Here is a 26,355-nt window from a genome sequence, read left to right on the forward strand (position 1 = left end):
GTCACACTTCGGTACGCCTCATGGGCCGCCGGCGCACCCGCAGCGGGAGCGTCTGCGGCCCGCCGTCTGCATCCCTGGAGCCCGCACCGTGCCGCCCGAGAGCCGCCCCCGCGCCACCGACCCCGTCCCCTTCGACGGCCTCCCGTTCGACGCCCTGTCCTTCGACGCCGTCTCCTTCGACGGCGACGACACCCTCTGGGACTTCGCCGCCGCGTTCGCCCCGGCCATCGCCCACGCCGCCGACCTGCTCGGCGCGGAGCTCGGCGGCCCACCGGTGGAGGTCGACTGGCTGCAGCGGATCCGCGAGGAGGTCGCCGCCGACCTGCCCGGCGCCACCCTGCCCGAGCTGCGCCGGGCCGCCTTCGCCGAGGCCGTCCGCCGCCGCGCCCCCGGCCGCCCCGAGCTCGCCGACCGGATGTTCCTCGCGTTCATGGCCGCCCGCGCCCGCTCCACCCGGCTCTTCCCCGAGGTCGCGGAGGTCGTGGCCGCGCTCGCCGCCCGGATGCCGCTCGCGCTGACCACCAACGGCAACGCCGAACTCTCCTGGACGGGCCTCGACCCCTACTTCAGCGCGGTCGTGCGCGCGGTGGACTGCGGCCGCTCGAAGCCCGACCCGGCGATCTACCTGATCACCGCCGAGCGGCTCGGCGTCGAGCCGGCCCGCATCCTGCACGTCGGCGACCACCCCGTCGAGGACGTCGCCGGGGCCCTCGCCGCCGGGTTCCAGGCACGGCTGATCGACCGGACGGGCCGCACCCCCGGCGCCCTCACCTCGCTGGCCGAGCTGCTCAGCCGGTGACGGCGTACAGCTCGACGCCCCACAGCGAGTAGCCGTACTTCGTCGCCCGGGTCACCCCCTGCACGCGCAGGTAGCGGGTGCCCGGCGCGTCGAAGCGCACCGTCTCCGTGCCGCCCCCGCCGTCGTCCACGGTGGCCACCGTCGTCCAGGTCACCCCGTCCGCCGAGGTCTGCACCTTGTAGGCGGCCGCGTGCGCGTCCTGCCAGTGCAGCACCGCCGAGCCCAGCCGCGCCGCCTGCGGCAGTGCCAGCTGCACCCACGCGCCGTCGGAGGCCGGTGAGGACCAGCGGGTCCGCGGGTCTCCGTCGTTGATGTTGGAGGCCGGGAAGGCCGGCGTCTCGTCAGCAGAGGAGGTGGCGGTCGCGCCGCGCGCCAGGTCCGGTCCGCCGGCCGGCGGCACCACGTGCACCAGCAGGTCCTGCCGGACGGTCAGCGTGCCCGCGGTGAACGTGACCGGCAGCCGGTAGGTGCCCGAGGGCGTCCCGGCGGCCGCCACCACCTGCAGCGGCACGCCCACCCGGCCGCCGCGCGGCACCGCCACCGCGGTGCCCTGGGTGACGGTCAGCCCCTTGGCGACCGCCGGCACCTCCACCTTCAGCTCGCCGCTGGTGCCCTCCGGCCGGCCGGTCTCCAGCACCGCCTTCGTCACCTGCGGCACGGCCTGCCCGGTCACCACGTCCAGGCTGGAGTCCGAGAGGCTGAGCCGCGCCGCCGGGGTGTCCGCGTACCAGGGCACGATCTGGTTGACCACCGGCGCCTGGAAGCCGGGCGCCCACACCAGCCGGATCGCGTCGGCCGGGCGGCCGCCCGCCGGGAGCTCGTTGTAGCCGGGCTTCAGCGTGCCGATCGCCGTCCAGAGGCCGTCCGCGCCGCGCACCGCCACCGTCGCGACCGCCTGCACCGTCGGGTCGGTCAGCACGGTGACCCGGTCCAGCGGGCGGGCCGAGCCCAGCTCCACCGTCAGCGGCTCCGAGGCCGCCGTCGGCGCGTCCGCGGCGCGGAACGCGGTGTCCGGGTCGCCGTCCAGCACCGCGTCCGGCGAGGAGCCCGGCGCCGCGGCCGGGCCGGTCACCACCGCCGGCGTGTCGTCCGGTGCCGCGACCGAGAACTCCCGGACGGCCACCGCGGTCTTCTGCGCCGTCCGCGCGCGCAGCCGCACCGCCTTGGCCACGGTGCCGGCCGGGGCGGTCACCGACACGCTCTTCTGGCCGTGCACCACCGCCAGCTGCTTCCAGCCGCCGCTGCCCGTGGAGTACTCCAGCACCCCGTCGCGCAGGTAGTCGTCGGCCGCGCTCGCCGCGTCCGGACCGTCGCCCCACGAGCCCATCAGCACGGTCACCCGGCCGAGCGGGCGGCCGTTGCCGAGGTCCAGGCCGACCGCGTCGCCGACCTGCGGCGGGGACGCGCTCCAGTAGAAGGTGTCCGCGGCGCCGTCCGTCATCAGTGCCGGGCCGTGGTCGTTGGCCGTGCCGATCGTGGTCGTCGGGGTGCCCGAGCCGGCGTCCACGCCGGCCCAGGTGTCCGCGTCCTTCAGCGCCCGCTCCAGGAACGGGTCCAGCACCCCGGCCCCGAGCGTCACCGTGCCCTGCCCCAGCTGCTCGCGCAGCTGCCGCAGGTCCACCCGGGCCTGCCAGGCCGCACTGCCGTCGCCGCCGCGCTGCGCCAGCAGCATCGCGACCGCCGCCTGCCCGGCCCGCCCGTAGGTGGCCAGCCGGACGAGCCAGGGGCCCGCGTCCTGCGCCACCGCGTCGCCGGCGAGGGCCTGCGGCGCCCCCGCCATGGTCGCGAAGGCCTCCTGCAGCGGTGCGGCCGCCGCCTGCAGCGCCGCGTGGTCCGGGGTGCTGCCCGAGGACGGCTCCAGCGCCGTCCAGAAACGCTCCATCAGCGGCGCCAGGTAGCCCGACTCCCGCTTGTCCAGCGGCGAGGACGAGCTGTTCCCGGCCAGTGCGGCGAGCGCCGCCTCGGCCGCGCCGCCGCCCGACATGGCGTGCACCGCCTGCTTCACCGAGTCCTCGGCGCGGTAGCCCTCGGGCTTCCAGCCGAAGTCGGCGGCGGTCGCCAGCGGCAGCCGGGACGCCACCGGCTGCGCCATCGCCGCGGTCAGCAGCACCGCCGACCGGGTCGCCACCGCGGGGTCGCGGCTGGTGTAGCCGCCGAGGAACAGCCGGTCCGGCGTGGAGTCGTTGACCGGGTAGTTGTCCATGGTCACCAGCGGGCGGTCGAACAGCGCCGCCGTCTGGGCCAGCTGGTCGCCCGTCACCTTGGGCGCGATCACCGCGCCGCCGCTCCACGCCACCTGCACGCCCGCCGGCAGCGCCGCCGCCAGCGCCTTGCGGTACGGCGTCGCGCCCTGCTTCTGGTACTCCGTCGGCACCACCGACAGCGGCGCCAGCTCCGGGTGCGCCGCGATCAGCCGCGTCTGCACCTTCGCGGCCAGCTCGGCCTGGGCCTTGGCCGCCGCGGCCGGGCCGGTGCCGTAGGTGCGGCGGTCGCCCGGGCAGTGCCACTCGTCGTAGCTGACGTCGAGGAACTGCAGCTGGAAGGCGCCGAAGCCGAGCCTGCGCAGCCCGTCCAGCTTGGCGACCAGCGCGTCCACGTCCTTGCCGGAGCCGTAGCAGAACGACTGCCCCGGGTCGATCGAGTAGCCGAGCACCACGTGGTTGTCCCGGGCCCGCGCGGCGAGCCGGCGCAGCGCGTCCTGCTGCGCCTGCGGGTAGGCCTCGCGCCAGCGGGAGGTCCGGTACGGGTCGGCGCCGGGCGCGTACAGGAAGAAGTTCTGCTTGGTGCGGCCGAGGAAGTCGAGCTGCTCCAGGCGCTCCGCGGTCGTCCACGGGGTGCCGTAGAAGGACTCGGCGGTGCCGCGGACGGGCGCGCCCGTCGGCCAGTCCCGCAGGACGACCCCGGGGAAGCCCCGGCCGGCCTCGGCCGGGCCCTGGCCCTGGCCGCTCTGGATCGGCGCGAGCAGCTGCCGCAGGCTCTGCACCGCGTAGAAGGTGCCGGTCGCGTCGGCGCCGGACAGCACCACCGCGCCGTACGTGCCGCCGCCCGCGGCGGGCAGCTGCCCGGCGGCCAGGACGTAGCCGCCGGCCGGCAGCCCGGTCACCGACACCTCCGAGGCGGCCCGCCCGGCGGCCGCGGCGAGCCGGCGCAGCACCTGGTCGGTGTCGCCGCCGGCGCCCTCCCCGGGGCCGCCCACGTACACCACCAGCGAGCCCGCGGCGGGGCTGACGGAGGGGTCGGCCTCGACGATGTCGGTGGCGCCCGCGGTGCCGAGCACCTGCCGGACGGCCGCCAGGGCGGGGCCGTCGGCGCGGCGCGGCGCGACCAGGGCGACGGTGTCGGGCACCGCGACGGCGCCGCCCGCGGCCTGCAGCTGCTGCGGGCGCGGGTAGACCTGCGGCTCGGTGATCGAGCCGAGCGGGGTGACCGGGGCGCTGGTGACGGGGCGGTCGCCGATCGACGGTGCGGCGAGGGCCGCCGGACCGGCCAGCAGACCGCCGACCACGGCGGCCGCGGAGAGCGTCGCGGCGAGCTGCAGGGCGCTGCGGCGGCGGCCGGCGGGGGTGCGCCGTTCGGCGCGGACGGAGGCGAGCAGCGGCTCGGTGCCCTTGATGTCGGCGATGAAGCGGTCCGCGGCCCGGGGCGCCAGCTGGCGCGCCGTCCGGGCGGCCGTCCGGCGTGCCGTCAGCGCGGCCGGATGGTTCAGGAGTTCGCGCAGCGCGGGGCTCTGGTCCAGCTGCTGCCTCAACCGCCGCCCGGCGGCCACCGACACCCGTGCCTGCACCGGACCTCCTCCATGCCCCGGACAGCCGGTCCACCGGGCCCGCCACCCGGTCACCGCCGTACCCGCCTCAGCGGGCCAGCCCACCAGCTGACCGGCCGGGTGTCAACGCCGGTGGCGGGTATGCCCGATTTGCGTATCCGTCGGCCGGTGACCGGGCCCGGCCCGGCGCGCGTGGGCCGCTCTGCGTCGGCGTGCCCCCTCGGCGCCGTGTCGGTCGGGGTCGCACGGCGTGCGGGCGGGTAGGACTGTGCCTGTTCGCGTTCGGTGATGTCCCGACTCCAGGGAGCCGCGAGTGGCCGCATACCTTGACCGTGACCAGGCAGCCGGGGAGCAGGTCCCCGCCGAGGACGCACCGCCCCCGCCGCCGGACCTGGTGGCGCTGGCGCACGCGTACGGGGTGGACAGCACGTACAACCCGGGCGGCGGGACGGTCCCGGTCGGCTCGGACACGCTGGTCGCGGTGCTGGCCGCGCTCGGCGTGGACGCCTCCACCCCGGAGGCCGTCCGGGCGGCGCTGCACAGCCACCGGGTGGAGACCGCCGCCCGGCTGCTGCCGCCGACGGTGGTGGTCCGTCAGGGCCGCCGCACCGCACTGGACGTCCCCGCCGAGGCGGAGCTCGCCGTCGAGCTGGAGGACGGCGGCCGCTGGGACCTCCCGAAGGGCCACTCGCACTGGCTGCCCGCCGACCTGCCGCTCGGCCGGCACCGCCTCACCGCCAAGGCCGGCCCCCGCCAGGGGTCCGCCGCGCTGATCGTCGCCCCCGAGCGGCTGCCCGAGCCGCCCGGCCGCTCCTGGGGCTTCCTCGCCCAGCTCTACTCGGTGCTCTCCGACCGCTCCTGGGGCATGGGCGACCTCGGCGACCTGGCCGACCTCGCGCAGTGGGCCGGCCACGCGCACGGCGCCGGCTTCCTGCAGATCAACCCGCTGCACGCGGGCATGCCGGGCGCCCCGTCGGACCCGTCGCCCTACCGCCCGTCCTCGCGCCGCTTCGCCGACCCGGTGCACCTGCGGATCGAGGCGGTGCCCGAGTACGCGTACGCCGACGCCGGGATCCGGGACGTCGCCGAGCGGGCCGGCCGGCTGCGCGCCGAGGTGCTCGACCACGACGGCCTGATCGACCGGGACGCCGTCTGGGCGCTCAAGCGGGAGGCCCTGGAGGCGCTGTACGCGGTGCCCCGGACGGTCGGCCGCCGGGCCGCGCTGGACGCCTTCACCGCCCGCGAGGGCGAGTGGCTGGAGCGGTACGCCACCTGGTGCGCCCTCGCCGAACAGCACGGCCCGAACTGGCACGCCTGGCCGAAGGGCCTGCGGCGTCCCGACGGCCCGCACCTCGCCGCCGCCCGCGCGGAACTCGCCGAGCGGATCGGCTTCCACCGCTGGCTGGCCTGGCTGGTCGACGAGCAGCTCGGCCGGGCCCAGCGGGCCGCCGAGGACGCCGGCATGGCCGTCGGCCTGATCCACGACCTCGCCGTCGGCGTGCACCCGGACGGCGCCGACGCCTGGGCCCTCCAGGACGTCCTGGCCCACGGCATCTCGGTCGGCGCCCCGCCGGACGCCTTCAACGCGCACGGCCAGGACTGGGGGCTGCCGCCCTGGCGGCCCGACGCGCTGGCCGCCACCGGCTACCTGCCCTTCGCCGAACTGCTGCGGGCCGCCGCCCGGCACGCCGGGGCGCTGCGGATCGACCACGTGATGGGGCTGTTCCGGCTCTGGTGGGTGCCGGCCGGGCACCCGCCCACCCGCGGCGCCTACATCCGCTACGACGCGGAGGCGATGCTCGGCGTGCTCGCCCTGGAGGCGCACCGGGCCGGCGCGTACGTCATCGGCGAGGACCTGGGCACGGTGGAGCCGGGCGTCCGCGAGGAGCTGGCCTCCCGGGGCGTCCTCGGCACCTCGGTGCTCTGGTTCGAGCGGGACTGGCAGGCCAAGGGCGAGATCCTCCCGCCGGAGCGCTGGCGGGCCGGCTGCCTCGCCACCCTGACCACCCACGACCTGCCGCCGACCGCGGCCCGGATCGGCGGCGAGCACGTGGAGCTGCGCCACCGGCTCGGCCTGCTCGCCCGCCCGCTCGGCGAGGAGCAGGACGCGGCCCGGACCGAGCTCGCCGAGTGGGCCGCCGAACTCACCGCCCGCGGCCTGCTCCCCGAGGGCGCGGAGCCGACGCCGGAGGCGCTGTACGCCTTCCTGCTCGCCACCCCGGCCGCCCTGGTCGGCGTCTGGCTGCCGGACGCGGTCGGCGACCCGCGCCCGCAGAACCTGCCCGGCACCTGGGACCAGTACCCCAACTGGCGCCTCCCGGTGGCGGACGGGGAGGGCAACCCGGTCACCCTCGACGCCCTCGCCGCAGCCCCCTCCACCGCCCGCCTGGTGGCCGGCCCGGCGGCCCGGCTCGGAAGGCCCACCCCGCCGAGCGGCTCCGTGTGAGCGGCCGGTACGGTGACGACGTGGACAAGAGGAACGCTATGCGCGCCGGTGCGGTCACCGCGGCGGCCACGCTGATGATGCTGATGACGTCGCCCGCGATGGCCCTGACCCGCGACGACGGTGACCAGCCGGGCTCCGGGATCAGCACCGCCGAGGTCGTCGGCATCTACGTGCTGCTGCCGATCGCGCTCTTCCTGCTGATCGCCGGCCTGGTCTGCCTGCCCTCGCTGAAGAACAAGGGCAAGAACAAGTAAGACGTCCGTCCGAGCGCCGTCGGGGCCCGCCCCGGCGGCGCTCCGGCATGTCCGGGGGAGTTCCCGGGCCTGCGGCCGGCACGCGGGAACGCGCCTGCAACGGGGCGGCGGCCCCGAATCAGGCCGGGCGCCCCGGCGGGGGCGGTCAGGTGCGGGCCGGGGCTGCCCGGGGGCGGTCAGGAGGCGGTGGCCGGGTGCCAGTCGGCGGGGCCGGCGGCCGGGAGGTGCCGGGCGAGGCCGTCCGTCCAGCGCTTGGTGCCGTCGGGCAGCACGGCGAGCGCCTCGACGCCGGGCCGGCGGGCGGCCCAGGCGAGGGCGCGGTCGGGGCCCATCGCGAAGGCGGCCGTCGCCCAGGCGTCCGTCCGGGCGATGCCGGTGCCGGGGTCGCCGACCAGGGTGAGCGAGGCGAGTCCGGCGGCGGGGCGGCCGGTGTGCGGGTCGACGACGTGCGCGCCGCGTTCGGCGGTGCCGGAGGTCGCCACCGCCAGGCCGCGGCCGCCCAGGACGGCTGCGAGCCGGCCCGGCCGCAGCGGATGGGCGATCCCGACCCGCCAGGGCCCGCCCGCGGTCTGCACGTCGCCGCCGCCGCTGACGCAGTGCTCCCGGGAGCCGGAGGCGTGCAGCATCCGGGCGGCCTCCTCGACCGCCCAGCCCTTCACCCAGCCGCTCGGGTCGAGCCGGCCGCCGGGCCGCTCGGTGAACCAGCCGTCGGTCTCCGCCGCCACCTCCCGGCAGGCCGCGAGCACGGCCGGCACCTCCGGGTCGCAGGCGTCGAGGGAGAGTTCGCCGCGGTCCAGACGGCTGATGTCGGAGTCGGCGCGGTACGGGGAGAAGACCGCGTCGATCCGGTGCAGCCGTTCGGCGATCCGGTCGAGCACCCCGGGGGTGCCCGGGCCGGGGTCGCGCACGGCGAAGGAGAAGACGGTGCCCATCACGGGCTCGGCACGGCGCAGCACGGCCCGCTCACCGCCCGGCCTTGTCGAGGGCGCTCTGCAGCGAGCGGGTGTAGCCGTCGCTGGTGAAGGTCGCACCGCTGACCACGTCGATCCGGGCGCTCTGGGCGGCTATCGCCTCCTGGTTCAGCAGCGGCAGCGCGTAGCTGTTGATCTCCTGGTCGCGGTGGTCGTTCGAGGGGTACTGGACGACGTCGACGTTGGTGATCCGGCTTCCGTCGAGGGTGACCTTCACCTGGACGGGGCCGTAGCGGGTGTTCGCGGCGTCCCCGGTGACCGTTCTCGTCGAGGACGACGAGGAGCCGGACGAGCTGCCCGACGACCCCGAGGAGCCGGACGAGCTGCCGGACGAGGTGTCGGTGGCGCTGCCGGCGCCGCCCGAGCTGATCACCGGGGCGACACCGGCCCCGTCGTGCGGCTTCAACGAGAGCAGCAGCACGATTCCGGCCGCGGTGGCGGCACTGCTGACGACGGCTCGGCGCATGGGGTCCTCCTGGGGGACGGGGGATCAGAGGGCGAAGGACTCGCGGTGGATGCGGTTCGGCCGCACGCCGGCGGCCCGCAGCGAGCGGACGGCCTCCTCGGCCATCCCCTCCGGGCCGCACAGGTAGACCTCGTGCTCGGCGAGGTCGGGGACGATCCGGCGCAGCGCCGTGCCGAGGTCGCCGACCTGGCTGCGCGACCCGACCAGGGCGTGCACCTGCCCGCCGCGCCACCGGGCGACCGCCTCCAGCTCCTCCCGGAACATCAGGTCCTCGGGCCGCCGGGCCCGCTGCACCAGGGTCACCCGGCCGGGCAGGGTCTCGAACAGCGCCCGCAGCGGGGTGATCCCGACCCCCGCGCCGAGCAGCAGCACCCGCTGCTCCCGCTGCAGCCGGCCGGTGAACGCCCCGTACGGGCCCTCGGCGCGCACCCGGGTGCCGGGGCGCAGGGCGGCCACCGCGGCGCTGTGCCCGCCCAGGTCCTTGACGGTGAACCGGAGGAAGTTCGGGTGCGGCGGCGCCGACAGCGAGTACGGGTTGGCGGCCCAGCGCAGTCCGGGCGCCTGGAACTGCAGCCGGAAGAACTGCCCGGGTTCGGCCCGCAGCTCGTCCAGCCGCCGGCCGGTCAGGAAGAGCGACACCACCCCGGGGGCCTCCGGGCGGACCTCGGCGACCTGCAGCCGGTGCCGGCGGTCGAGCAGCCACGGCCGCGCCAGCCGGTACCAGCCGACCAGGACGGCGGTGCCCAGGTAGAGCGCGTACCAGAGGGCCTTGGCCTTGGGGTCGCCGAAGTCGGCGCCGGTCGCGAGCTGGTGGCCGAAGGTGAGTGCGACGGCCACGTAGGTGGCCAGGTGCAGGTAGTACCAGGTCTCGTAGGAGAGCCGGCGGCGGGCCGCCCGGGCGGAGACCGCGCCGGTGCCCAGCAGCAGGAGCGTGCCCAGCGTCGCCTTGATCATCTCGGGGTAGTGGAAGACGATGTCGACGCCCTCGGCGACCACCCCCCGGTCGTCGGTCAGTGCGTACCCCCAGGTGATCGTCAGCACGTGGACGGTCACCATGGCGACCATCCAGCGGCCGCCGAAGGCGTGCCAGCGGGCCAGCCGGTCGGCGCCGACCTCCCGCTCCAGCGGGGGCAGCCGGGCCATCAGCAGGATCAGCACGGGTGCGGCGTAGCCGGCGAGCAGTCCGCTGAGCCGGCCCGCGTTGGTGAGCCAGCCGGCCGCGCCGGCGACCGAGGCGGTGTCCTTCCACCAGAGCGCGGTGACGCCGAGCGCTCCCGCCGCGATCAGCGCGAGCACGACGGCCGGAGCGGCGGCGACCGGACGGCGCGGGACCGCCCGGTGCGTCCGGGCCGCGGACCGCGGTGGGGCTGCGACAGCCATCGGGAACCTCCTTCGAACCCGGCGGCGAGTGCCGCCGAGGTGGCCCACGATGGCACCGCAAGCTCTCAGTTGCCTCTGAGTGCGCGGCCTCCCGGCGGCCCTCACGAAGTACGTCCGTGCAGGTCAGGGCAGGTTCGACGGGTGGGGGAGGGCTTCGGGGATCTCAGCGCTTTCTCATCGCGGCGGGCCAGAATGAGAGCTCGTGACAACGCACCGAGGGAGCACCATGGACGACTCCGCCGACCGGCAGGCCTGGCGGGTCCTCGTCGTCGACGACGAACCGGACCTGGTGGAGGTGGTCTGCGGGGCGCTCCGCTACGAGGGCTGGGAGGCCGTCGGCGAGACCACCGGCGAGGCCGCCGTCCGCACCGCCGCCGCCTGGCGGCCGCACGCGGTGGTGCTCGACATGATGCTCCCCGACCTCGACGGCATGGAGGTGCTGCGCCGTATCCACGCCGCGCGGCCCGAGGTGCGGGTGCTCTTCCTCACCGCCAGGGACGCCGTCGAGGACCGGATCGCCGGGATCGCGGCGGGCGGCGACGACTACGTCACCAAGCCGTTCAGCCTGGCCGAGGTGGTCGTCCGACTGCGCGGGCTGCTGCGCCGCACGGCCCCGCCCGCGCCCGCCGGGCAGCCGCCCGCGCACGCCCTGGTCCTCGGCGACCTCGTCCTCGACGAGCGGGCCCGCGAGGTCACCCGCGGCGGCGAGCCGGTCGACCTCAGCCCCACCGAGTACGCGCTCCTCGCCCACCTCATGCACCACCCCCGGCAGGTGCTGAGCAAGGCGCAGCTCCTGGACGCCGTCTGGTCGTACGACTTCGGCGGGCAGGCGCACGTCGTGGAGCTGTACATCAGCTACCTGCGCAAGAAGATCGACGCGGGCCGGACGCCGATGATCCACACCGTGCGCGGCGCCGGCTACCTGATCAAGGCGTCCCCGTGACGGCCGCCCGGCCGCGGACCGCGCGGCTGCGGGCGCGGGCGGGGCGGCTCGTGCCGCGCACCCTGCGGGCCCGGCTGATCGCCGGACTGCTGGTGCTGCTGGTCGTCACCTGCGCCGCGGTCGGCTTCGCCACCACCGCGGCGCTGCGGCACTTCCTGGTCGACCGGCTGGACCAGCAGCTCGCCGACACCGGCGGCCGCTACGCCGCCAGCCTGGAGCACGCCGACCGCGGCGGTGCCACCGACACCCGGGCGCAGACCCCCGGCACCTTCGGCGCCCGGCTGCTGGACGGCCGCGCCACCGCGGCCGGTGTGGTCGACGGGGACGCCGACGACGCCGACCGCCCCAACGCCGACGACACGGTCGACCTCTCCGCGGCCGATCAGCGGGCCCTGGCCGCGCTGCCGGTCGGCGGCCCGGCGCGCACCGTCCGGCTGCCGGCCCTGGAGGGCCCGTACCGGATGCAGGCGGTCGCCGGCCGGGACGGCGACGTGCTGGTCAGCGGTCTGCCGCTGCATCAGGTCGAGGACACCGTGGACCGTCTGACGACCCTGGAGCTGACGGTCTTCGCGGTCGCCGTCACCGCGGCGGGGGTGGCCGGGGCGCTCTGGGTCCGCTGGTCGCTGCGGCCGCTGGAGCGGGTGGCCGGGACGGCCGAGCGGGTCAGCACGCTGCCGCTGGCGAGCGGCGCCGTCGACCTCTCCGTGCGGGTGCCCGACGACGACCCGGCGACCGAGGTCGGCCGGGTCGGCGCCGCGCTCAACCGGATGCTCGGCCACGTCGGGGCCGCGCTCGCCCGCCGGCACGCGGTGGAGGAGCGGCTGCGGGCGTTCGCCGCCGACGCCAGCCACGAGCTGCGCACCCCGGTCGCCGCCGTCCGGGGCCACGCCGAGCTGGCGCTGCGCCATCCCGGTCCGGTGCCCGAGCCGGTGGTGCACTCGCTGGAGCGGATCGGCGCCGAGGCGGGGCGGATGGGCGCCATCGTGGAGGACCTGCTGCTGCTCGCCCGGTTGGACGCGGGCCGGCCGCTCGCCGACCAGGAGGTCGACCTGACCCGGATCGCCCTGGACGGCGTGGCCGACGCCCGCGCCGCCGGGCCGGACCACCGCTGGCGGCTGGTGCTGCCCGAGGAGCCGGTGCTCGTGCGCGGCGACGCCGACCGGCTGCGCCAGGTGACGGCCAACCTGCTGGCCAACGCCGGCACCCACACACCGCCCGGTACCGCGGTGGAGCTCGCCCTGGAGCGGGCGGGCGCGGAGGTGCGGCTGTCCGTCGCGGACACCGGCCCGGGCATCCCGCCGGAGCTGGCGGACCGGATGTTCGAGCGCTTCGTGCGCGGGGACCGGGGCCGGTCGCGGGCCACCGGCTCGACCGGGCTCGGCCTGTCGATCGTGCAGGCCGTGGTGCAGGCGCACGGCGGAACGGTGGACGCGGCGAGCCGGCCGGGCCGTACGGTCTTCACCGTCCGACTGCCGGCCGCGACGGCGCCGCAGGCGTGAACCGGGGGCGTGACCCGCGGCGGGACCGCCGGCGGCCGGGCGGGACGGGCCCGTCCGGCCGCCGGAAGGGTCAGTGGCGCTCGCCGGCCGCGCGGTCGGCGGCCTGCGCCCGGAGGGCGCGCTCGACGCCGGCGCGGGACTCGACGACCTGGCGGCGCAGGGCCGGCGCCGGGTCGGCGGAGGCCAGCCAGGCGTCGGTGGCGTCCAGGGTGGCCTGCTCGACCTGGTAGGCCGGGTACAGGCCGACGATGATCTGCTGCGAGATCTCGTGGCTGCGGCTCTCCCAGACGCCCTTCACCGCGGCGAAGTACTTCTCGCGGTAGGCGGCGATCAGCTCGCGCTGGTCGGGCTGCTGGAAGCCGCCGATGACGGCCTCCTGCACGTAGTTGGTGAGCTTGTCGGACTCCACCACCGAGGCCCACGCCTCGGCCTTGGCCTCGGCGGTCGGGCGGGCGGCCCGGCAGCTCGCGGCGTGCTCCTGGCCGGAGGAGGTGTTGTCGCGCACCAGCTCCTCGTCGACGGCCTTGTCGTCGGCGCGGCCGGTGGCGACTAGGCGGGCCAGCAGGCTCCAGCGCAGCTCGGTGTCGACGGCCAGGCCCTCGATCACCTCGGAGCCGTCGAGCAGGCCGGCCAGCAGGCCGAGCTGCGCGTCGGTGCGGGCGGCGCCGGCCAGGGTGCGGGCCCAGGCGAGCTGGTGGTCGCTGCCGGGGGCGGCGGCGCGCAGCTGCTCCTCGGCGGCGGCGGCCCAGCGCTGCAGGCCCTCCTCGCGCCACGCCGGGTCGGCGTACATCTCCAGGGCGAGCTTGACCTGGCGCTGCACGGACTGCACGACGCCGATGTCGGACTCGCGCTGCAGGCCGGAGAGGGCGAGGGCGAGGTAGTCGCGGGTGGCGAGCTCGCCGTCGCGGGTCATGTCCCAGGCGGAGGCCCAGCACAGGGCGCGCGGCAGCGAGTCGGTGAAGTCGCCGAGGTGGTCGGTGACGACGGCCATCGAGTCCTCGTCGAGGCGGACCTTGGCGTAGGACAGGTCGTCGTCGTTGAGCAGCAGGACGGCGGGGCGGTGCCGGCCGACCAGCTCGGGCACCTCGGTGCGCGGGCCGTCGACGTCGAGCTCGATCCGGTCGGTGCGCACCAGGGAGCCGTCGGCCAGCTCGTACAGGCCGATCGCGATCCGGTGCGGGCGCAGCACGGCCTCGCCGCGGGCGCCGGCGGGCAGCGCCGGGGCCTCCTGGAGGACGGTGAAGGACTCGATCTCGCCGTCGGTGTTGATCCGCAGCTCGGGGCGGAGCACGTTGATGCCGGCGGTCTCCAGCCAGGCCTTCGACCAGGTCTTCAGGTCGCGGCCGCTGGCCTCCTCCAGGGCGCCGAGCAGGTCGGGGAGGGTGGTGTTGCCCCAGGCGTGGCGCTTGAAGTAGGCCTGCACGCCCTGGAAGAAGGCGTCCTGCCCGACGTAGGCGACCAGCTGCTTGAGCACCGAGGCGCCCTTGGCGTAGGTGATGCCGTCGAAGTTGACCTGGACGTCCTCCAGGTCGTTGATCTCCGCCATGATCGGGTGGGTGGACGGCAGCTGGTCCTGCCGGTACGCCCAGGTCTTCATCTGGTTGGCGAAGGTCGTCCAGGAGTGCGGCCACTTGGAGCCGGGGGCCTCGGCCTGGCAGACGGCCTCGGCGAAGGTCGCGAAGGACTCGTTCAGCCAGAGGTCGTTCCACCACTCCATGGTCACGAGGTCGCCGAACCACATGTGGGCGAGCTCGTGCAGGATCGTCGCGGCGCGCATCTCGTAGGAGGCGTCGGTGACCTTGGAGCGGAAGACGTACTGGTCACGCAGGGTGACGGCGCCCGCGTTCTCCATCGCGCCGGCGTTGAACTCCGGCACGAACAGCTGGTCGTACTTGGCGAACGGGTAGGCGAAGTCGAACTTCTCCTGGAAGTAGTCGAAGCCCTGCCTGGTGACGTCGAAGATCGCCTCGGCGTCCAGGAACTCGCGCAGCGAGGGGCGGCAGTACACGCCGAGCGGCACCCGCTGGTCGCCGTTGGCGTACTCGTCGAAGACGCCCACGTAGGGACCGGCCACCAGCGCGGTGACGTAGGTCGACATCCGCGGCGTGGGCTCGAAGGCCCAGGTGCGGGTCGCGCCCTCGCCGGCCGGCTCGGGGGTGGGGGAGTTGGAGACCACGACCCAGCCCGCCGGGGCCGTCACGGTGAAGCGGAAGGCCGCCTTGAGGTCGGGCTGCTCGAAGGCGGCGAACACCCGGCGGGCGTCCGGGACCTCGAACTGGGTGTACAGGTAGGTCTCGCCGTCCACCGGGTCGACGAAGCGGTGCAGGCCCTCACCCGTGTTGGTGTAGGCGCAGTCGGCGACCACCCGGAGCTCGTTCTCGGCCCGGACGGCGGGCAGGGCGATCCGGCTGTCGGCGAAGTTGGCGAGGTCCAGCGACTCGCCGTTCAGCACGATCTCGGAGACGCTCGGCGCGACCAGGTCGATGAAGGTGGCGGCACCCGGGGTGGTGGCGGAGAAGCGGACCACGGTGGTGGACCGGAAGGTGCCCCCCTCGGGGGCCGAGCCCAGGTCGAGCTCGATGTCGTACGACTCCACATGCAGGAGTGCGGCCCGGGTACGGGCCTCCTCACGGGTCAAGTTGGTGCCAGGCACTCGCAGGACTCCTTCGTCAGGCTTGGTTGGGGGCATCCTTTCACGAGCGTCCCCCACGCGGACCTGCGATTTCCGGGGCTGTCGGGCGGTTCGGGCGTTCGGCTACGACACTCGACGTAGGGCGGTGGCTGAGGTTTCGCAACGATCTGCCTTCGCCCTTGACTCTGTATTGCGGACTTGGCTGAGCTTAGAGTTCAGAAGTTGAAGATGAACGCCCGGTTGAGGATTCGACACCGCAGGGTGACGGCCCGGCCGGCCACAACGAGCTCCGCCGCAAGGGCGCGGCAGGGACGGGAGCGGTCGGGTTCCCGTGCCCTGGGAGGGTGAATCATGTCGATGGACACGCCGGGATCGCAGTCCTCGCTGCACCGGGCGAACCTCGAGAGGGTGCTGCGGGCCGTGCGGATGGCCGGCTCGCTGACCCAGGCCGAGATCGCCAGGTCCACCGGGCTGTCGGCGGCGACGGTGTCCAACATCGTCCGCGAGCTGAAGGAGAGCGGCACCGTCGTGGTCGCCGACACCTCCTCGGGCGGCAGACGGGCGCGCAGCGTCTCGCTCAGCGGGGACGCCGGGATCGTGGTCGGGGTCGACTTCGGCCACACCCATCTGCGGGTCGCGGTGGGCAATCTGGCGCACCGTGTGCTGGCCGAGGAGAGCGAGCCGATCGACACCGACGTGTCGGCGCAACAGGGCTTCGACCGGGCGGAGACGCTGGTCGGACGGCTGCTGACGCAGGCCGGCTTCCGGCCGGACAAGGTGATCGGCGTCGGACTGGGCGTGCCCGGTCCGATCGACGTGGAGACCGGCGCGCTCGGCTCGACGGCGATCCTGCCGGGCTGGACGGGCGTCAACCCGGGCCGGGAGCTCTCCCAGCGCCTGGGCATGCAGGTGTACGTGGACAACGACGCGAACCTAGGCGCCCTGGGCGAGTTGGTGTGGGGCGCGGGCCGTGGGCTGAGCGACCTCGCGTACATCAAGGTGGCCAGCGGCGTCGGCTCCGGACTGGTCATCAACGGGCAGATCTACCGGGGCCCCGGCGGCACCGCCGGGGAGATCGGGCACATCACCCTGGACGAGGCCGGACCGGTCTGCCGCTGCGGCAACCGGGGCTGCCTGGAGACCTTCGTCGGCTCGCGCTACCTGCTCAACCTCTTGAACGCGAGCCACCCCGGGGAGTTGACGCTCACCAAGGTGGTGCAGCTGGCGCAGCAGGGCGACCTGGGCTGCCGGCGGGTCATCGCGGACGCCGGACGGCAGATCGGGTCGGGAGTCGCGACCCTGTGCAACCTGCTGAATCCGCGTCGGGTGATCCTCGGCGGAGAGCTCGCGGAGGCCGGTGAGCTGGTGCTTTCCCCGATCCGGGACTCGGTGGCGCGGTACGCGATCCCGAGTGCGGCGCGGCAGCTCTCGGTCGTCCCGGGCACGCTCGGCGGCCGGGCGGAGGTGCTCGGCGCGCTGGCCCTGGTGATGAGCGAGATGGGTGAATCGGGCGCGATCCGGCACACCGGACTGGCCTCCGCGTCCAGTGCCTGAGCACCCCGCGAGCCGACCCTGAACAGCCCCTGAGCGGCCCCTGAGCTGCGCCGATCGGCCCCCGACCTGTCCCGGCAGGCGGGGGCCGCGGCCGTTTGATCTCGGCTTCGCCTTCAGGAAGATAACGAAAGGGTTCGGATCACCGCAGTTGCGGTTTTACTTATTGACGACAAGGTGCGGGCCGGGTTGACTCCACTCAACCTCGCCGCAAGGTTGCGGCACTGTCAGGGAGGCACCCCCACCATGAACGCAATGATGCGTCGCGCTGTCATCGGCACCGCTGCTGTTTCGATGGCTCTCTCCATGGCCGCCTGTGGCAAGGCCGGCAGCGACAAGAAGGACGACGCCAAGGGCGGCGACAGCAAGTCGATCGGCCTGCTGCTCCCGGAGAACGCGTCCTCCGTGCGCTACGAGTCCTTCGACAAGCCGTTCATCGAGGCCAAGGTCAAGGAGCTGTGCGGCGACTGCACCGTCAAGTACAGCAACGCCGAGGGCTCGGCCGCCAAGCAGAAGCAGCAGTTCGACACCCTGATCGCCCAGGGCGTCAAGGTCATCATCCTGGACGCGTTCGACGCGGCCTCCACCCAGTCCTGGGTGAAGGAGGCGGCCGACAAGGGCGTCAAGGTCATCGCGTACGACCGCCTGGCCACCGGCCCGGTCTCCGCCTACGTCTCCTTCGACAACGAGAAGGTCGGCGAGCTGCAGGGCCAGGCCCTGGTCGACGCCCTCGGCGCCAAGGCCGCCGACGCCAACATCGTCATGATCAACGGTGACGACGCGGACCCGAACGCCGGCAAGTTCAAGTCCGGTGCGCACAAGGTCCTCGACGGCAAGGTCAAGAAGGTCGTCTACGAGCAGTCCGGTGAGTGGAAGCCCACCGTGGCCGGCCAGAAGATCGGCGCCGCGATCACCCAGCTCGGCAAGGACGGCTTCCAGGCCGTCTACTCCGCCAACGACGGCATGGCCGCCGCGATCATCACCCAGCTGAAGTCCGCGAACATCAACGTTCCGGTCGGCGGCCAGGACGCGGGCCTCGACGCCATCCAGCGCCTCGTCAGCGGCGAGCAGTCGTACACCATCTACAAGGCGTACAAGCCGCTGGCCGACTCGGCCGCCGAGCTCGCCGTCGCGCTGCTGCAGGGCAAGGACGTCAAGGCCGTCGCCTCCGCCAGCATCGACAGCGACACCGACAAGGGCATCCCGGCCAAGCTGCTCGACCCGAAGGTCGTCACCAAGGCCAACATCAAGGACACCGTGATCGCCGACAAGCTGTACACCGTCGCCGACATCTGCACCGGCACCTACGCCGACGCCTGCAAGGCCGCGGGCCTGCAGTAAGTCCACCCGGGTGGGCGCTCCCCGGCGGGAGCGCCCACCCTGCGGCGAGACCGGCTCCCCACCTCCGGCGGCGGGGCCCCACCCGGGCCCCGGCCGGTCTCCACCCCTTTTCTCGCACTAACCTTCGCGCCCGGGTCGGCGCGCGGCAGGCCGTGTCATGCCCATATCCGGGGGCTGGCACGGAACGAAGGAGATGGTTCACGTGACAGGCGCACCCGTACTGGCGTTGCGCGGTGTCTCCAAGCGCTTCGGTGCCGTCCAGGCGCTCACCGATGTGCACCTGGAGGTCCACGCCGGCGAGGTGGTCGCCCTGGTGGGCGACAACGGTGCAGGCAAGTCGACGCTGGTGAAGACGATCGCCGGCGTGCACCCCATCGACGAGGGCGCGATCGAGTGGGAGGGCAGCAAGGTCGCGATCAACCGGCCGCACGACGCCCAGGCCCTCGGCGTCGCCACCGTCTACCAGGACCTCGCACTCTGCGACAACCTCGACGTGGTCGGCAACCTCTTCCTCGGCCGCGAGCTGCGCCGCTTCGGCGCGCTCGACGAGGTCGCCATGGAGAAGCGCGCCAAGGAGCTGCTCGACACCCTGTCGATCCGCATCCCCAGCGTCCGCATCCCGATCGCCGCCCTCTCCGGCGGCCAGCGCCAGGTCGTCGCGATCGCCCGCGCCCTGGTCGGCGACCCCAAGATCGTGATCCTGGACGAGCCCACCGCCGCCCTCGGCGTCGAGCAGACCGCCCAGGTCCTCGACCTGGTCGAGCGCCTGCGCGACCGCGGCCTCGGCGTGATCCTGATCAGCCACAACATGGCCGACGTCAAGGCCGTCGCGGACACCGTCGCGGTGCTCCGCCTGGGCCGCAACAACGGCGTCTTCGAGGTGGCCAACACCTCGCACGAGGAGATCATCTCCGCCATCACCGGCGCCACCGAGAACGCCGTGACCCGGCGTCAGGCACGTATCGCGGAGGAAGCGAAGTGACCACGGACCAGACCACCAACGCCGCGGAGAAGGCCCCCGAGCCCGCCGCCGCGCCGGCCGCCCCGGCGGTCGACCCGCGCCTCCTCGTCCGCGAGGCCGGCTTCGCCGGCTACCTCGCCGAGTTCAAGCGCAAGATGAAGAGCGGCGACCTGGGCTCCGTCCCCGTCGTGCTCGGCCTGATCCTGATCGGCGCCATCTTCCAGGGCATCACCGGCGACTTCCTCAACGCCGACAACCTCACCAACATCACCAAGTGGGTCGCCGGCCCCGGCCTCATCGCCGTCGGCATCGTCTTCGTGCTGCTGCTCGGTGAGATCGACCTCTCCCTCGGCTCGATCGCCGGCGTCTCCGCCGCGATAGCCGCCGTCCTCTCGGTGCGCTCCGGCCTCAACGAGTGGCTCGCCTGCCTGATCGCCATCGCGGCCGCCGTCGCCATCGGCGCCCTGCACGGCTTCTTCTTCGCCAAGATCGGCGTCCCCGCCTTCGTCGTCACCCTGGCCGGCCTGCTCGCCTGGAGCGGTCTGCAGATGTACGTCCTCGGCGACAAGGGCACCGTCAACGTCCTGAACGACGGCGTCCTCGCCAACCTGGACACCTACTTCCTCGGTGACGGCGACGTCGCCTTCACCTGGGGCTTCGCGGTCCTCGGCATCGCGCTCTTCGGCGCCGGCCAGTTCCTGGACGCCAAGCGCCGCGGCGACGCCGGCCTGCCGGCCCGCCCGATGAGCGAGATCGCGCTGCGCACCGGCGTGCTCGCCGTCATCGGCCTGGTCGCCGCCTACATGCTCAACCAGGACCGCGGCCTGCCGCTGCCCCTGGTGATCTTCCTGTCGATCGTCGTCATCACCGACTTCGTGCTCCGCCGTACCTCCTACGGCCGGCAGATCTTCGCGGTCGGCGGCAGCGTCGAGGCGGCCCGCCGCGCCGGCATCAACGTCGCGTGGGTCCGGATCTCGGTCTTCATGATCTCGGCCGGTATGGCGGCCCTCGGCGGCCTCTTCATCGCCTCCCAGCAGGGCTCCGCCGACAAGCTGCTCGGCAGCGGCAACGTCCTGATGAACTCGATCGCGGCGGCCGTCATCGGCGGCACCAGCCTCTTCGGCGGCCGCGGCAAGACCTGGTCCGCCCTGCTCGGCATCCTGGTCATCCAGTCGATCATCACCGGCCTCGACCTGGTCCACGTGAACCAGGCGATCCAGTACATGATCACCGGCGCGGTGCTGCTCGGCGCCGTCGTGCTCGACTCCGTCTCCCGCCGGACCCAGAAGTCCAGCGGCCGGGGCTGACGACACGCCCGGAGCAGTGTGAGGCCCGGCACCCGAACCGATCGGGTGCCGGGCCCCGTCATGTGTAACCGGAGCCCCCATGCGCCGCATGGTGTCCGCCAGCCGGACATTAGACTCTTGCAGTCGGGGAAGCCCGGCCAGGCCGGACAGAGAGGTCTGGGAACAGTGAACGAGGAGGAACGGGTGGCCCTGCTGACCCGCATTAGGGGACCGCGCGATCTCGACCGGCTCACCCCGGCGCAGCTGGCCGACCTGGCCGAGGAGATCCGCGGCTTCCTGGTCGAAGAGGTCTCGAAGACCGGTGGCCACCTCGGCCCGAACCTGGGCGTGGTGGAGCTCACCATCGCGATGCACCGGGTCTTCGACTCGCCGCGCGACCGGATCCTGTTCGACACCGGCCACCAGAGCTACGTCCACAAGCTGCTCACCGGCCGCCAGGACTTCTCCCGGCTGAAGATGAAGGGCGGCCTGTCGGGCTACCCGTCGCGCGCCGAGTCCGAGCACGACGTGATCGAGAACTCGCACGCCTCGACCGTGCTCGGCTACGCCGACGGCCTCGCCAAGGCCAACAAGATCCAGGGCCACAAGGACCGCCCGGTCGTCGCCGTCATCGGCGACGGCGCGCTGACCGGCGGCATGGCCTGGGAGGCGCTCAACAACATCGCCGACGCGAAGGACCTGCCGGTCGTCATCGTCGTCAACGACAACGAGCGCTCCTACTCGCCGACCATCGGCGGCCTGGCCAACCACCTCGCGACCCTGCGCACCACCCAGGGCTACGAGCGGTTCCTCTCCTGGGGCAAGGACGCGCTGCAGCGCACCCCCGTCGTCGGCCAGGCGATGTTCGACACCCTGCACGGCGCGAAGAAGGGCCTGAAGGACTTCATCGCCCCGCAGGGCATGTTCGAGGACCTCGGCCTCAAGTACATCGGCCCGATCGACGGCCACGACCTGGTGGCGCTGGAGTCCGCGTTCACCAAGGCCCGCGGCTTCGGCGGCCCGGTGATCGTGCACTGCATCACCGAGAAGGGCCGCGGCTACCACGCCGCCGAGAACAACGACGAGGACCGCTTCCACGCGGTCGGCGTCATCCACCCCGACACCGGCCTGCCGGTGAAGTCCTCCGGCAAGGACTGGACCTCCGTCTTCGGCGAGGAGATGGTCGCCCTCGGCCGCGAGCGCAAGGACATCGTGGCGATCACCGCCGCGATGCTCCACCCGGTCGGCCTGGCGCCCTTCGCGAAGGCCTACCCGGACCGCATCTTCGACGTCGGCATCGCCGAGCAGCACGCGGCCGTCTCCGCCGCAGGCCTGGCCACCAACGGCCTGCACCCGGTCGTCGCCGTGTACGCGACCTTCCTGAACCGCGCCTACGACCAGGTGCTGATGGACGTCGCCCTGCACAAGCTGGGCGTCACCTTCGTCCTCGACCGGGCCGGCGTCACCGGCACCGACGGCGCCTCGCACAACGGCATGTGGGACATGTCGATCCTGCAGACCGTCCCGGGCCTGCGGCTCGCCGCCCCGCGCGACGCCGACCAGGTCCGCGCCCAGCTGCGCGAGGCCGTCGAGGTGCCGGACGCGCCCACCGTCGTCCGTTACTCCAAGGGCAGCGTCGGCCCCGCCGTGCCCGCGATCGGCAAGGTCGGCGGCATGGACGTGCTCCGCGAGAGCGGCGAGAGCGGCGGCGACAGGCGCGCCGACGTGCTCATCGTCTCCGTCGGCGCGATGGCCCCGCTCTGCCTGGAGGCCGCCGAGCTGCTCGACGCCCAGGGCATCACCTCCACCGTCGTCGACCCGCGCTGGGTCAAGCCGGTCGACAAGGCGCTGCCCGGCCTCGCCGCCGAGCACCGCGTCGTCGTCACCGTCGAGGACAACGGCCGCGTCGGCGGGGTGGGGGCCGGGATGGGGCAGGCCCCCGGGGGCCCCGCGGCCGGCGCGGGGGGCGCCGCCCCCGCGACCGCGCGGGCCCTGCGCGACGCCGACGTCGACCTGCCGCTGCGCGACTTCGGCATCCCGCAGGAGTTCCTCGACCACGCCAAGCGCGAGGAGATCCTCGCCGAGATCGGCCTCACCGCCCCGGACGTCGCCCGCCAGGTGACCGCCCTGGTGGCGCGCCTCGACGCGCAGCCCGTCCAGGCCTGACCGCCGTCCGCCGGGGCCGCCCGGGGCCGGCACCACGGGCGCAGCCGCGCCCGGGGCTCCGGCGCGCCCGGAACCGGACGTATCGGGCGCGATCACGGGACCAGCGCGCCCGCCGACACGGGCGCCCGGTAGGTTGTCACCCGTGCCCACACCGACCTCCAGCCGCCCCGCCGTGACCGCCCGCCTCCGCGAGCAGGTCCGGACGGGCTACTGGACGAGGCTGGTGCCGGTGCTGGCCCTGCTCGCGGTGGCCACCCACGTCCCGTCCTTCCTGCGGCCGGTGTGGAGCCCCGACGAGGGCTACCTCGCCACCCAGGCCCGCATGCTGGCCGACGGCGGGGTGCTCTACGACACCGTCGTCGACCGCAAGCCCCCGCTGCTGCCCTGGCTCTACCAGGCCTGCTTCGCGCTGTTCGGCTCCGGCTCGCTCTGGCCGCTGCGCAGCCTGGCGATCGTCGCCCACCTGGCCACCGCCGTCCTGCTGGCCTCCGTCGCCCGCGGGCGCTGGGGCAACCGGGCGGGCGGCGCGGCCGGCGTGCTCTACCTGCTGCTGTCCATCGGCCTGTCGCCGGAGGACACCCAGGCGGCGACCTTCGAGGTCTTCATGCTGCCGGCCATGGTCGCCGCCTTCCGGTACGCCGAGCGGCGCCGCTGGCTGGCCGCGGGCATCGCGGTGGCGCTCTGCTCGCTGACCAAGCAGACCGGCGGCGCCGTGCTGCTGCCGGTGCTGTGGATGCTGCTGCAGGACGCCCGCCGGCGCGGGGTGCGCTGGCCCCCGGTGCTGGCCGCGATCGGCTTCGGGTTCGCGCTGCCGATAGCGCTGGTCGCGCTGATCCTCACCAAGCCCAAGGGCTTCCTGTTCTGGGTGGTCACCGGCAGCGGCGACTACGCCTCGCTCGGCGGGGCCTGGCTGCAGATGACCGGCCGGGCGCTCGGCAACTCCGCGATCCTGCTCGCCGCCGGCCTCGGCTTCGTGGTGCCGATCGGGTACCGGCTGTGGCTGCGGCGCGGCCGCCGCGCCGTCCCCGGGGCGGGGGAGGAGCACGGCTCCACCACCGACCTGTGGGTGTGGCTGCTCTCGTCGGCGGTCGCGGTCAGCGTGGGCTTCCACTTCTTCGGCCACTACTACCTGCAGCTGATGCCGCCGCTGGTGCTGCTCGGCGTCGGCGCGGTCTCCACCTCGGCGGTGCGCTGGCGGCCGGTGCTCACCTACTCGGCGGTCGCCTGCACCTTCTTCTGGGGCCTCGCGGTGTTCTGGCCGGGCCAGAAGCTCACCCAGACCACCGAGGTGGCCACCGCGGTCGCCAAGCAGACCACGCCCAAGGACACCGTCCTGGTCTGGGGCATGCACCCCGAGCTGTACTGGCTGGCCGACCGCCGCCCCGCCAGCCGTTACCTGACCGCCGGGTTCCTCACCAACTTCAGCGGCGGCAAGGACGGCCAGAAGGTCGGCGAGCAGTACAGCGTCAGCGAGGCCTGGCAGACCTTCGACGAGGAGCTCGCCGCCAAGGGCCTGCCCGAGATCGTCGTCGACGACTCCGGCACCGCCCCCTACCAGCCGCTGCTGATCCCCCGCATCGAGAGCCTCCTCGACACCCACTACGAGGTCGTCGGCGTCACCGGCGACACCGTCATCTACCGGCTCAAGAAGAAGTAGCCCCGCAGGCTCCGGAGACGGCCTCAGGACGGCTCCAGGGCGCCTCCAGGGCGGCTCCGGACATGCGAAAGGCCCCCGCCGGGTGGCGGGGGCCTTCGTGTCGCTACGGGGCTCAGGCCGGGACGGAGGCCACGCCCGGGGCGAGGAAGCGCTTGCCGTTCACGCGCTCCGAGACGCCCTCGCGGTCCAGGTACGGCGTGATGCCGCCCAGGTGGAAGGGCCAGCCGGCGCCGGTGATCATGCACAGGTCGATGTCCTGCGCCTCGCCGACGACGCCCTCGTCCAGCATCAGGCCGATCTCCTGCGCCACGGCCTCCAGGGCGCGGGCGAGGACCTGCTCCTCGGTCAGCACGGTGTCGCCGAAGGTCAGCAGCTCCAGGACCTCGGGGTCGAGGACCTGCTGGCCGTCCTGCCAGACGTAGAAGCCGCGCTTGCCGGCCTTGACGAGCTTGCCGAGGTTCTCGGAGACGGTGAACCGCTCCGGGAAGGCGCCGTGCAGGGTCTCCGACACGTGCAGGGCGATGGCCGGGCCGACCAGCTCCAGCAGCACGATCGGGGACATCGGCAGGCCGAGCGGCAGCACGGCCTTCTCGATGGTCTCGATCGGGGTGCCCTCGTCGATGGCGCCCTGGATCGCGTCCATGAAGCGGAGCAGGATCCGGTTCACCACGAACGCCGGGGCGTCCTTGGTCAGGACGGCCGTCTTCTTCAGCTTCCGGGCGACACCGAAGGCGGTGGCCAGCGAGGCGTCGTCGGTCTTCTCCGCGCGGACGATCTCCAGCAGCGGGAGGATGGCGACCGGGTTGAAGAAGTGGAAGCCGACGACCCGCTCCGGGTGCTCCAGCTTCGAGGCCATCTCGGTGACCGACAGCGAGGAGGTGTTGGTCGCCAGGATGGTGGTCGGCGAGACCACGGCCTCCAGCTCGGCGAAGACGTTCTGCTTGACGCCCATCTCCTCGAACACGGCCTCGATCACGAAGTCCGCGTCACCGAAGGCGACCGCCTTGTCCAGGTGGCCGGAGACCAGGCCCTTGAGCTTGTTGGCCTTGTCGCCGTTGATCCGGCCCTTGGCGAGAAGCTTGTCGACCTCGGCGTGGACGTAGCCCACGCCCTTGTCGATGCGCTCCTGGTCGATGTCGGTCAGCACGACCGGCACCTCCAGGCGGCGGGCGAACAGCAGCGCCAGCTGCGAGGCCATCAGGCCCGCGCCGACGACGCCGACCTTGTTGACCGGGCGGGCCAGCGACTTGTCCGGCGCACCGAAGGGGCGCTTGGCACGGCGCTGCACCAGGTTGAAGGCGTAGATGCCGCTGCGCAGCTCGCCGCCCATGATCAGGTCGGCCAGCGCCACGTCCTCGGCGTCGAAGCCGGCCTGCAGGTCCTGGTCCTTGACCTGCTGGATGATGTCGAGCGCCTTGTAGGCGGCCGGCGCGGCGCCGTGCACCTTGGCGTCGGCGACCAGGCGTCCCCAGGCGACGGCGTCGTCCCAGGCCTTGCCGCGGTCGATCTCCTCGCGCTCGACGGCGGTCTCGCCGGTGAGCACGGAGGCCGTCCAGTGCAGCGACTGCTCCAGGAAGTCGGCCGGCTCGAAGATCGCGTCCGCGATGCCGAGCTCGAACACCTCCTTGCCCTTGAGCTGCTTGTTCTGGCTCATCGAGTTCTCGACGATGACCTTGACGGCCTTCGCCGGGCCGATCAGGTTCGGCAGGATCGTGCAGCCGCCCCAGCCCGGGACGAGGCCCAGGAAGACCTCCGGCAGCGAGAACGCCGGGATGCCGGAGCTCACGGTGCGGTAGGTGCAGTGCAGGCCGACCTCGACGCCGCCGCCCATCGCCGCGCCGTTGTAGTAGGCGAAGGAGGGGACGGGCAGCGCGGCGATCCGCTTGAAGACGTCGTGGCCGCCCTTGCCGATGGCCAGCGCGTCGCCGTGCTCCTTGAGCACCTCGACACCCTTGAGGTCGGCGCCGACCGCGAAGATGAACGGCTTGCCGGTGATCGCCACGGCGGCGATCCCGCCCTCGGCGGCCTCGGCCTCGACCTGGTCCAGCGCCTCGGAGAGCTTCGCGAGCGAGCCCGGGCCGAAGGTGGTCGGCTTGGTGTGGTCGAAGCCGTTGTCCAGGGTGATCAGCGCCAGCTTGCCGGCCTGCTTGGGCAGGTCCAGGTGACGCACGTGCGCGGTGGTGACGACCTCGCCGGGGAACAGCTCGGCGGCGCGCTTCAGCAGCTCGGTGGTGCTCACG

17 protein-coding genes are annotated in these 26,355 nt (G+C 73.9%); 11 read left to right on the forward strand and 6 right to left on the reverse strand.

Annotated features, from left to right (window positions below):
- The first annotated feature begins 88 nt into the window (after window positions 1-88).
- On the forward strand, window positions 89-799 hold the full coding sequence (locus ABD353_RS23920) for an HAD family hydrolase (RefSeq protein ID WP_344625708.1): 711 nt from the start codon (window positions 89-91) through the stop codon (window positions 797-799).
- On the opposite strand, the gene ABD353_RS23925 is transcribed toward ABD353_RS23920, so the two are convergent.
- On the reverse strand, window positions 789-4,583 hold the full coding sequence (locus tag ABD353_RS23925) for a beta-N-acetylglucosaminidase domain-containing protein (protein WP_344625709.1): 3,795 nt from the start codon (window positions 4,581-4,583) through the stop codon (window positions 789-791). The genes ABD353_RS23920 and ABD353_RS23925 overlap by 11 nt on opposite strands.
- A gap of 292 nt (window positions 4,584-4,875) precedes the next feature.
- Between ABD353_RS23925 and malQ the strand changes: the two genes are divergently transcribed.
- The gene (gene malQ, locus ABD353_RS23930; protein ID WP_425555233.1) at window positions 4,876-7,008 is read left to right on the forward strand and encodes a 4-alpha-glucanotransferase; all 2,133 of its coding nucleotides are present in this window, start codon (window positions 4,876-4,878) and stop codon (window positions 7,006-7,008) included.
- 20 nt (window positions 7,009-7,028) lie between these two features.
- Window positions 7,029-7,262, forward strand: coding sequence for a hypothetical protein (locus tag ABD353_RS23935; protein WP_344625710.1), 234 nt, complete (start codon window positions 7,029-7,031; stop codon window positions 7,260-7,262).
- Window positions 7,263-7,438: 176 nt separating this feature from the next.
- On the opposite strand, the gene ABD353_RS23940 is transcribed toward ABD353_RS23935, so the two are convergent.
- Genes ABD353_RS23940 through ABD353_RS23950 form a run of 3 tightly spaced genes read right to left on the reverse strand, consistent with a single transcriptional unit; the run spans window position 7,439 to window position 10,079 of the window.
- Window positions 7,439-8,194, reverse strand: a complete 756-nt coding sequence (locus ABD353_RS23940; RefSeq protein WP_344625731.1) for an FAD:protein FMN transferase — start codon at window positions 8,192-8,194, stop codon at window positions 7,439-7,441.
- A 31-nt stretch (window positions 8,195-8,225) separates the two neighbouring features.
- A complete protein-coding gene (locus tag ABD353_RS23945; RefSeq protein WP_344625711.1) occupies window positions 8,226-8,699 on the reverse strand; it encodes an FMN-binding protein in 474 nt (157 codons plus the stop codon).
- A 24-nt stretch (window positions 8,700-8,723) separates the two neighbouring features.
- A complete protein-coding gene (locus ABD353_RS23950) occupies window positions 8,724-10,079 on the reverse strand; it encodes a ferredoxin reductase family protein (RefSeq protein ID WP_344625712.1) in 1,356 nt (451 codons plus the stop codon).
- A 226-nt stretch (window positions 10,080-10,305) separates the two neighbouring features.
- Between ABD353_RS23950 and ABD353_RS23955 the strand changes: the two genes are divergently transcribed.
- Complete coding sequence (locus ABD353_RS23955; protein ID WP_344625713.1) at window positions 10,306-11,022, forward strand: response regulator transcription factor; 717 nt, start codon at window positions 10,306-10,308, stop codon at window positions 11,020-11,022.
- Window positions 11,019-12,521 (forward strand): sensor histidine kinase, encoded by a 1,503-nt coding sequence (locus tag ABD353_RS23960; RefSeq protein ID WP_344625714.1) that lies wholly within the window; start codon window positions 11,019-11,021, stop codon window positions 12,519-12,521. Before ABD353_RS23955 ends, ABD353_RS23960 begins: the two co-directional genes overlap by 4 nt.
- Before the next feature lie 70 nt (window positions 12,522-12,591).
- Here the strand turns inward: ABD353_RS23960 and pepN are convergent, their stop codons facing one another.
- A complete protein-coding gene (pepN, locus tag ABD353_RS23965; protein WP_344625715.1) occupies window positions 12,592-15,174 on the reverse strand; it encodes an aminopeptidase N in 2,583 nt (860 codons plus the stop codon).
- 336 nt (window positions 15,175-15,510) lie between these two features.
- Here pepN and ABD353_RS23970 point away from each other — a divergent pair, with 336 nt between their 5' ends.
- The 6 genes from ABD353_RS23970 (at window position 15,511) to ABD353_RS23995 (ending at window position 24,115) form a co-directional block, all read left to right on the forward strand.
- Entirely contained in the window at window positions 15,511-16,707 is a 1,197-nt protein-coding gene (locus ABD353_RS23970) for an ROK family transcriptional regulator (protein ID WP_344625732.1), read from the forward strand.
- A 243-nt stretch (window positions 16,708-16,950) separates the two neighbouring features.
- Window positions 16,951-18,045: a sugar ABC transporter substrate-binding protein gene (locus ABD353_RS23975; RefSeq protein ID WP_344625716.1), complete on the forward strand. Its 1,095-nt coding sequence runs from the start codon at window positions 16,951-16,953 to the stop codon at window positions 18,043-18,045.
- Window positions 18,046-18,238: 193 nt separating this feature from the next.
- Window positions 18,239-19,027 carry an ATP-binding cassette domain-containing protein gene (locus tag ABD353_RS23980; RefSeq protein ID WP_344625717.1) on the forward strand — a complete coding sequence of 263 codons (789 nt, stop codon included), beginning with the start codon at window positions 18,239-18,241 and terminating at the stop codon, window positions 19,025-19,027.
- Window positions 19,024-20,313 carry a sugar ABC transporter permease gene (locus tag ABD353_RS23985; protein ID WP_344625718.1) on the forward strand — a complete coding sequence of 430 codons (1,290 nt, stop codon included), beginning with the start codon at window positions 19,024-19,026 and terminating at the stop codon, window positions 20,311-20,313. Before ABD353_RS23980 ends, ABD353_RS23985 begins: the two co-directional genes overlap by 4 nt.
- A 183-nt stretch (window positions 20,314-20,496) precedes the next feature.
- The gene (gene dxs / locus ABD353_RS23990) at window positions 20,497-22,458 is read left to right on the forward strand and encodes a 1-deoxy-D-xylulose-5-phosphate synthase (protein WP_344625719.1); all 1,962 of its coding nucleotides are present in this window, start codon (window positions 20,497-20,499) and stop codon (window positions 22,456-22,458) included.
- A 142-nt stretch (window positions 22,459-22,600) separates the two neighbouring features.
- Window positions 22,601-24,115, forward strand: coding sequence for a glycosyltransferase family 39 protein (locus tag ABD353_RS23995; protein ID WP_344625720.1), 1,515 nt, complete (start codon window positions 22,601-22,603; stop codon window positions 24,113-24,115).
- A 112-nt stretch (window positions 24,116-24,227) separates the two neighbouring features.
- Here the strand turns inward: ABD353_RS23995 and ABD353_RS24000 are convergent, their stop codons facing one another.
- Window positions 24,228-26,354 (reverse strand): 3-hydroxyacyl-CoA dehydrogenase NAD-binding domain-containing protein, encoded by a 2,127-nt coding sequence (locus tag ABD353_RS24000; RefSeq protein WP_344625721.1) that lies wholly within the window; start codon window positions 26,352-26,354, stop codon window positions 24,228-24,230.
- Window position 26,355 lies beyond the last annotated feature (1 nt).

This window comes from Kitasatospora arboriphila, assembly GCF_039528095.1.
Lineage (GTDB): Bacteria > Actinomycetota > Actinomycetes > Streptomycetales > Streptomycetaceae > Kitasatospora > Kitasatospora arboriphila.